Genomic DNA, 6704 nt, shown 5'->3' on the forward strand with positions numbered 1-6704 from the left:
GAAGGGATCCAAGACTTTACGGTTGAGGACTACGGGGCTTCAGGGCGTCTGGGCTTCCGGGCGTTCGGGCATCCGGACAGCCGGGCATCCGGACAGCCGGGCATTCGGGCTTCCGGGCTTCCGGGCTTCCGGAGGTCTCGGCTTCCGGGCTTCAGAACAGCGCTCCCTGGCTCTCGCCGCCGGCCAGGGGCACGGTCACGGCCTCGTCGGGGGCGGCGCGACGGAGGTCCCAGCCCGTGAGCAGCCGGGTGTCGAGGACGACGGTCCGCCCGGCGCGGTCGAGGAGGTGCAGGTCGGGCCCGGCGGCGGCGAGGAGCCGGCCGGCGACGACGCCGCCGTCGACGAGTTCGGTGACCGCGGCGGCGTACGACGTGAGGGCGTCGAGCCCGAAGAGCCGCCCGTGGTCGTGGACCTCGCAGGGCAGCACCTCCAGGGTCTCCGCCCAGGCGGGGACGCCGGTCGCCCGCCCGTACAGCTCGCCGATCTCGCGCTCCCGCTCGGCGGCCGGCGGCAGGGTGTGCCGGACGGCGCGCTTGCGGGCGTACGGCACGCGGTCGGGGACGGCGAGCGCATGGCGCAGCACCTCCTCGGTCCGCCGCGCGGCCATGAGCGGCCCGCGCCCCAGCCAGCTGAACGCGACCGCGCCCTGTTCGAGCAGCCGGGCGTCGCCGCGCTCCTCGGCGGTGATGCCGACCTTCACCATCCCGGGCCCCGACCAGGCGAGGTACACGCGGTACGGGCGCGGATCGTCGGCGATCGTGTCGGCGGCCACGGAGTGCGCCCGGTCGAGCCGCGCGCACTCGGGGCACCGCCCGCCCGTGCTGCGCCCGGACACGACGGCGGCCAGCGGACAGGCGTTGCCGCGGGCGCCGGCGCAGTGCCGCTCGCCGACGGCCCGGAAGGCGATGTCCCGCCCGTACGCGAGCGGGCTGACGCGACCGCCCGCCCAGCGCAGGGCGGGGGCGCCGTCGCGCCAGGAGACGCCCTTGCTGCGCCACACGACCATGCCGACCATGTGTCCAGTGTCGTACGCCCCACTGACAACGCGGGGGTTCAGGGCAGCACGTACAGCAGCCCACCGTCGGTGCCACCGTTTCCCGCGTACCGCATGCAGCCGCGCTCGACGAGCACGTGGACGCAGTCGCGGACCCGCTCGGCGGTGAGGCCGGTGCGGCGGGCGACCTCTTCGAGGCGGTAGCGGACGCCGCCGCGGACGAGCGCGGGGGCGAGGTAGGCGGCGACGGCGTGGACGTCGGCGCAGACGACGAGGTTGCGGGCGCGCCAGGAGTCGAGGAGCTCCTGGGAGGTGAGGGCGGGGACACCGCGCTGGGCCGGGATCGCGGGAAGCGGGATGCGTTGGAGGGACTCGGCGATCCGGTGGAGTTCCCGGCCGGCCTCGCGGAGGAGGGCGGTCTGCTCCTCGTCGAGCCGGAGGTTGCCCTCCTCCAGACGCACGAGGACGTCGAGGAGGTGCTGCGGCAGGACGAACCCGGCCGCGCGGAGGGGCGAGAGCTCAAGGCCGTACGAACCGTCGCGCTGCACCCCGGCGACGACCTCGGCGACCCAGGCCTTGAAGGGCGCGGCGCCCGGGCGGGTGGAGGCGTTGACGAGCTGGACGAGCCCTTCGAGGCAGACGACCCGGGTGGCGGCCTTCAGCCCGGCGTCATCGCCGTCGTCGCCTGTGGGCAGTTCGGCGACGGTGGTGTGGAGTGCGGGGGCGACATGGGCCCGGAGGGCCTGGCGGGCGCTGGCGTACCCGAGTTGGCGGGCCGCGTCGACGGCGGGGAACCAGTGCGTCCCGTCCGGCAGCGTGAGCCTGCGGAGCCGCGCTCCGGTGGCGGCGTACACGAAGTCGTCGACGTCGATGGCATCGGTGGCGTTCATCGGACTTCACCTCCGTCTGCACGTTAAGCCGAGGGCATATTCAACTGACATGGAAATCAGCCCGGTTCACCCGAAGGTGTGGGAGCGATCCCAAGAATCTCCTCGGCCGACCACCGCCCCACCGCCCCCGGCCGGGCCGCGAGGTAGCCGGCGATCTCGTCCGCGCTCCATGCCCCGGCCTCCCGCAACCCGGCCACGAGCTGCCGCAGATACGCCTCCGAGGGCTCCCGGTGCTCCACCTCGTCCATCGCCCACGGCGCGGTGAACGTCAGCATCGGCACCCCGTCGAGCTCCCCGGCGCACACCACCGTCTCGTACCGCCCGGTCCCGAACTCCACCCGCCCACACGACACGACCTCGCTCAGATCCAGGTCCCCGTCCTCCGCCACCTCCCGGTACATCTCCTGCGCGGCGATGTCCGAGAACTGCCCGGCGGTCAGCAGATGCGCCCGCGCCCACACGACCCCGTCCGCCCCCGGGTCGTAGAACCCGCGCCCGCCGCCCCACACCGCCGACTCGGTCGCGAAGTACACCGCCCCCGGCACCACCACCGCCCGCGACTCCCGCGGCTCGCACCGGTCCCGGCACCGCGCCAGATAGCGGCGGAGCCGCGCCCCGCACATGTTCGACCCGTAAGCGACGTACCAGACCTCGGCGACCATGCCGCCGGACGCTACCGCCTGGGACGACGGCGCTTGCGACAGCCGTAGGAGGGCGGGCGTGGCGGCCGACGGGCGGGCACGGCCCTGTCGAAGGGATCCCGGTCGCTCCCGGCGACGGCCGTCCGCCGGTCCCCGACGCGCCTTGCCAGGACGACGCTCGCCACGGCGACGACGAGGGCGCCGAAGGTGGCCACCAGGGCCCTTTTCCCCCGGCGCCAACTCCCCTCGCTCATGGGATCGAAGCTGGCCCCGCATGCGACAGTGGCCCCATGTTGCAGCCTCCTGAATCCACGCTCTTCGTCCGTGGCACCACCCCGGCCCTCATCCTCGCCGAGTCCGCCCTCCACGACGCCCTCCCGCCCTTCGCCTTCGCCCCGGACGCCGAGGTCCCGCCCCTCGACGGCTGGGGCCTGGTCCCCAAGCTCACCCTGTGCATCGTGGACGGCCCGGGGGACCTGGGCGTGATGATCCCGGCCTTCGTCGCCCCGCTCGTCGGCGACGGAGCAATCGCCGACTGGTGCGCGGACGCGGAACACGCGGGCGGCGCGCTCGTCCTCTCCACGCCCACCCTTCCCGCCCCGACAGACGTCCGCGCGGTCGCACACGACCCCGCGACCCGTGGCGGCTTCGTGCGTCTGCTCGGCTGATCCCGGTTCAGGGCGGCGGCCTCCTCACCGGCCACTGGCGGCCGCGCCGTCCGGCGCGTCCGCGGTAGCCTGCACAACGCAAAAGGCCCGGACTCTCGTCCGGGCCTCTCGACTCTGTGCACTCGGCAGGATTCGAACCTGCAACCTTCTGATCCGTAGTCAGATGCTCTATCCGTTAAGCTACGAGTGCTTGTTTTTAGTTTTTGTCTCCGTTTCCCGGCCTTTCGGCCCGCTGTCCCGGCGACAGGAAGAACATTACATGAGTCCCGGCGTCATGTGAAATCCATTGGCCGCACCCCCTCTGACCTGCGGAAACGCCCTGCACGGCGGAGTCACCCGGAGGGTCTGCGACCCGAAGCGGAAGCACCTCGGGGGCCGGAAACGAGCGGAAAGAGACCGGGGTCACACCATCGCCTCGCGAGGGCACTACGTGACTACGTGAAGAGGGCACCGCGTGAAAACGATCGAAGCCCCGGCCACAAGGGCCGGGGCTTCGATCGTTCTGCGGAGGCGGAGGGATTTGAACCCTCGATGGGCTTTAAGACCCAAACCGCATTAGCAGTGCGGCGCCATAGACCGGACTAGGCGACGCCTCCATGCACCCCGCGCGTACGCGAGTGGTGCGTGCAGATGATGACACAGACGAACCGTGCGCCACCAATCGCTTATCACCGTACTAGGCGGCGGGGGCCGAGGGCAAAGCCCTGGGCGGCCCGCGTGCCCCCCGCCCGGTCGGCGCGTCCCGGTTGCGCAACGGAGCCGGGGCGGGAGCGTTAGTGAGGGAAGAACGCCGTACGGGCACGCCCCGTCCCGCCATCCGACAGGAGTCCGCATGCTCAGCCCTCTTCTCCTCGCGACCGTCGCCGCCTCCGCCGTCGGGGTCGGGCCGCTGCCGCTGCCGCTGCTCTCGGCGCCGGCGCCGGCCACCTCGCTGACGGTGAGCATCGAGCGCAGCGGGTACGCGGAGGCGGACGGGACGTTCCGGCTGGAGTGCGGAGGGAACGAGGGGACGGCGCCGGGCGGGACGCATCCGGCGGCGGAGAACGCGTGCAAGCGGCTCGAGCAGCTGACCCGGGCGGGCGGGGACGATCCGTTCGCGGCGGTGCCGGAGGGGCAGATGTGCACGGAGCAGTACGGCGGCCCGGCCACCGCGCACATCACCGGGAACTGGCAGGGGCGGAGCGTCGACGCCCACTTCTCCCGCGCGAACGGCTGCGAGATCGACCGCTGGGAGAACCTCCGCCCCGTCCTTCCGCACGTCAAGGGCTGATCACCGAACCCGCACCCCGTGTCCCCAGGCGGAGGGCTGTCCTCCCTTAGACTCCCTCCGTGACAGGCCGGGGCCCCCGGCGGCAAGATAGGGGCCCGTCGGCCCCCGTCACAGGCACCAGGCACCACGCACCAGGCAAGGGCTGCAGGCACATGCAGGCAGTGGGTTCAGGGAGGAAGCGTCTCGTGAGCAGCAGGCCATCCCGAGGCGCTGCTCGCCTCGCCGCCATACTCGACGCGCTCCCCGACGGCCTCGTCCTCGTCAACTGCAACGGCACGGTCGTCAACGCCAACACCATCGCGCTCGGCATGTTCGAGACGCCCGGCACCGCGCTCGTCGGGCGCGGGCTGCTCGATCTGCTGCCGGAGTTCGACTCGCGGCTCATCCCCGGTTCGATGCGCCGGCCCGACCCGGCCGACGACCGGGGCCGTACCCGCCCGAGCCGGATGATCGCGCGCCGCACGGACGGCAGCGAGTTCCCGGTCGAGGTGACCAGCGCCAGCCTGGAGGACGGGCGCGAGGCGTACGACTCGTACAGCGGCTACACCGGCGACGAACTGCTCATGCTGGTCGTGCGCGACCTCACCGGCACCGTCGACACCGAGGCCGAACTCGCCCGCTCCCAGCGCCAGACGGAGATGATCCTGCGCGCCGCGTCCGAGGGCGTCGTCGGCACGGACACCGAGGGCCGCGTGGTCCTCGTGAACCCGGCCTTCGCGCAGATCCTCGGCTACCGGGCCGGCGAGCTGGGCGGCGCCGAGCTGCACCCGCTGATCCTCGCCAAGCGCCCGGACGGCACCGAGTTCCCGTACGAGGAGTCGCCGCTCGCCGACACGCTCAAGTCCGGGCGCAAGCACCGGGTCCGCGGCCAGGTGCTGTGGGCGAAGAGCGGCGACCGGGTGCCGGTCGACCTGACCACCGCGCCGGTACGGGACGGGGACCAGCTCGTCGGCGCCGTCATGACCTTCACCGACCGCAGGCCGTACGAGCAGCTGGTCGAGAAGCACGCCGTCGAGCTCGCCGACCGCGCCGAGCGGCACGCGACCGAGCTGGAGCAGCAGAAGGAGCGGTACGAGGCGCTCGCCGCCCGGCACGAGCAGCTGACCGCCGTGCTCGCCGAGTCGCTGCGCGGGCCCCTGGAGGAGCTGCGCACCGAACTCGGCACCCTCGCCGCCGACGACGCCGGGCAGCTGTGGCCCGAGGCCAACCAGGTGCTGCACCATCTGGCCGCCGGCTACACCCGGATGACCACCCTCGTCGACAACGTCCTCGGCTACCAGCGCCTCGACTCCGGCGCCGAGGAGCTGGCGAAGGCCCCCGCCCTGCTCCACGGCATCGTCACGGGCGGCATCGACGCGGCCGTCGAGCTGATCGGGCCCGGGCGGGCGCAGTTCGCCGTGCACGCGCCGCCGATCGAGGCCGAGGTGGACGCCGGGCGCCTCAGCACCGCGCTCGCGCACCTCGTCGCGGACGTGGCCGGCGTCGACGCCACCGGCAAGAGCAAGGCCACGCCGGGCGAGGCGTCCGGCGACTCCACGATCGTCGTCGCCGCCGCCCAGCGCGGTGACGTCGTACGGATCGAGGTCCGCGGCCCGTACACGGGCGGCGACCCCGTCCACCAGCCCGTCGTGCGCGGGATCGTCGCCGCGCACGGCGGTGTCGTGCAGACCCACGAGGTGCCCGGGACGGCCGGCGGCGCGTACGTCGTCGAGGTGCCGATCGGCGCCGGGCGGGGGACCGTCCCCGCGGAGCCCGAGCCCGAGCCGGAGCCCGCGAAGGAGGAGGGCTCCGAGCAGCTCGCGCTGCCCGCCCTTCCCTCGCTGCCCGCTCAGGCGTCCTCCGACGCCACCCTCGGCAGCGGCCGCCGGCGTGCCCGCCGGGCCTCCACGGACGCGTTCCTGGAGAGCCCGCTCGCTCCGGAGAACGCGCAGCCGACCGGGCGCCGCCGCGGCCGCATGGACGACACCCCGGCCGCCGGTACGCCGCACGAGCTGATCCCGGCCCAGAACACCACCGGTACGGACGCCTCTGGGACCGGGCGACGCCGTGGCCGGCCCGCCGAGGGCGCCGTCGTGACCGCCGCCGAGGGCGCGCAGGCCCGGCCGGCGCTCGGCGCGGCCGTCCCGCCGCAGGGCGTGCCCGCCGAGGCCGCGCCCGTGCCCGCCCCGGCGCACAGTTCGCCCGCCTTGGCGTGCCGGAACCAGACGCGGTCGCCGAGTCGCAGGTCGTCCGCGGCGGGGC

General features: G+C 73.7%; 6 protein-coding genes and 2 tRNA genes. 3 read left to right on the plus strand and 5 right to left on the minus strand.

Annotated features, from left to right (window positions below; all coding sequences use genetic code 11):
• Window positions 1-151 precede the first annotated feature (151 nt).
• From ACWEV0_RS07980 to ACWEV0_RS07990, 3 genes are read right to left on the minus strand one after another with little or no spacing between them, the layout of a single operon-like run.
• Complete coding sequence (locus ACWEV0_RS07980; protein WP_453147466.1) at window positions 152-1015, minus strand: DUF2797 domain-containing protein; 864 nt, start codon at window positions 1013-1015, stop codon at window positions 152-154.
• A 38-nt stretch (window positions 1016-1053) separates the two neighbouring features.
• Window positions 1054-1884: a BRO-N domain-containing protein gene (locus ACWEV0_RS07985; protein WP_453147468.1), complete on the minus strand. Its 831-nt coding sequence runs from the start codon at window positions 1882-1884 to the stop codon at window positions 1054-1056.
• Window positions 1885-1940: 56 nt separating this feature from the next.
• The gene (locus ACWEV0_RS07990) at window positions 1941-2546 is read right to left on the minus strand and encodes a histone deacetylase (protein WP_453147470.1); all 606 of its coding nucleotides are present in this window, start codon (window positions 2544-2546) and stop codon (window positions 1941-1943) included.
• A gap of 269 nt (window positions 2547-2815) precedes the next feature.
• On the opposite strand from ACWEV0_RS07990, the gene ACWEV0_RS07995 reads away from it, so the two are divergent.
• Window positions 2816-3193 carry a hypothetical protein gene (locus tag ACWEV0_RS07995; protein WP_453147472.1) on the plus strand — a complete coding sequence of 126 codons (378 nt, stop codon included), beginning with the start codon at window positions 2816-2818 and terminating at the stop codon, window positions 3191-3193.
• 117 nt (window positions 3194-3310) lie between these two features.
• Here ACWEV0_RS07995 and ACWEV0_RS08000 read toward each other — a convergent pair.
• Together ACWEV0_RS08000 and ACWEV0_RS08005 are read right to left on the minus strand one after the other, a co-directional pair.
• A tRNA-Arg gene (locus tag ACWEV0_RS08000) sits at window positions 3311-3383 on the minus strand.
• A gap of 315 nt (window positions 3384-3698) precedes the next feature.
• A tRNA-Ser gene (locus tag ACWEV0_RS08005) sits at window positions 3699-3789 on the minus strand.
• Between the two features lie 236 nt (window positions 3790-4025).
• Between ACWEV0_RS08005 and ACWEV0_RS08010 the strand changes: the two genes are divergently transcribed.
• Window positions 4026-4463, plus strand: coding sequence for an SSI family serine proteinase inhibitor (locus tag ACWEV0_RS08010; protein ID WP_453147473.1), 438 nt, complete (start codon window positions 4026-4028; stop codon window positions 4461-4463).
• A 185-nt stretch (window positions 4464-4648) separates the two neighbouring features.
• Window positions 4649-6704, plus strand: a 2056-nt coding sequence (locus ACWEV0_RS08015) for a PAS domain S-box protein (protein ID WP_453147474.1), incomplete at its 3' end; no start/stop codon positions are given.

The sequence above is a fragment of the Streptomyces sp. NPDC003943 genome (assembly GCF_053605265.1).

What these genes read in the sequence shown, in the direction of transcription:
- ACWEV0_RS07985 (WP_453147468.1), bottom strand. Translation starts at nt 1,884, where the DNA reads ATGAACGCCACCGATGCCATCGACGTCGACGACTTCGTGTACGCCGCC.
- ACWEV0_RS07995 (WP_453147472.1), top strand. Translation starts at nt 2,816, where the DNA reads ATGTTGCAGCCTCCTGAATCCACGCTCTTCGTCCGTGGCACCACCCCG.
- ACWEV0_RS08010 (WP_453147473.1), top strand. Translation starts at nt 4,026, where the DNA reads ATGCTCAGCCCTCTTCTCCTCGCGACCGTCGCCGCCTCCGCCGTCGGG.
- ACWEV0_RS07980 (WP_453147466.1), bottom strand. Translation starts at nt 1,015, where the DNA reads ATGGTCGGCATGGTCGTGTGGCGCAGCAAGGGCGTCTCCTGGCGCGAC.
- ACWEV0_RS07990 (WP_453147470.1), bottom strand. Translation starts at nt 2,546, where the DNA reads ATGGTCGCCGAGGTCTGGTACGTCGCTTACGGGTCGAACATGTGCGGG.